A 637-nucleotide genomic window follows, 5' to 3' on the forward strand; every position below is an offset into this window, starting at 1 on the left:
CTGCTGTGGGGTCTGCAGCAGCTGCGCAACGGCAATCCCCTCGTCGACCTCCGGGTCTCGGCGAAGCGCACGGTCCTGGCGCCGCACCTCGTGGCGCTCGTCGTCGGATTCGCGTTCTACGGCAACACGCTCATCACCACCCAGTTGCTGCAGGCCTCGCCCGAGAACGGCGCGGGCTACGGGTTCACGATTCTGCAGGCCGCGCTGTGCCAGCTGCCCGCGAGCTTCGCCATGATGATCTTCGCGCTCGTCGCGGCCCGGGTCTCGGACCGATTCGGGGCGCGGTCGGCGATGTTCGTCGGCGCGCTGTTCCTCATCGTCGGCTACGCCGTCCACGCCGTGCCGGACAAACCGGTCTGGACGGTCGTCTCGGCGGTGTTCATCGCCGCGATCGGCACCACGTTCGTCTACTGCACGCTGCCGCTGCTGATCCTCGGTGCCGTCCCGGCCTCGCAGAATGCCGCCGCCAACGGCGTGAACGTGCTGCTGCGCACCGTCGGCAGCACCGTGTGCAGCGCGACGGTCGCCTCGATCCTCGCCGCATACACCCTGTCCGGCGGAGTCGCCGGAGCCGGATTCACGCTCGCGTACCTCGCGTGCGGCGGGTGCGCGGGGATCGTGTTCGCCGCGGCGTTCG

1 protein-coding gene is annotated in these 637 nt (G+C 70.0%); it reads left to right on the plus strand.

Features of this window, described 5'->3' with window-relative positions:
- On the plus strand, positions 1-637 hold a 637-nt coding region (locus A8G15_RS28030; protein ID WP_156665602.1), incomplete at both ends, for an MFS transporter.

The organism is Rhodococcus phenolicus (assembly GCF_001646785.1).
Lineage (GTDB): Bacteria > Actinomycetota > Actinomycetes > Mycobacteriales > Mycobacteriaceae > Rhodococcus > Rhodococcus phenolicus.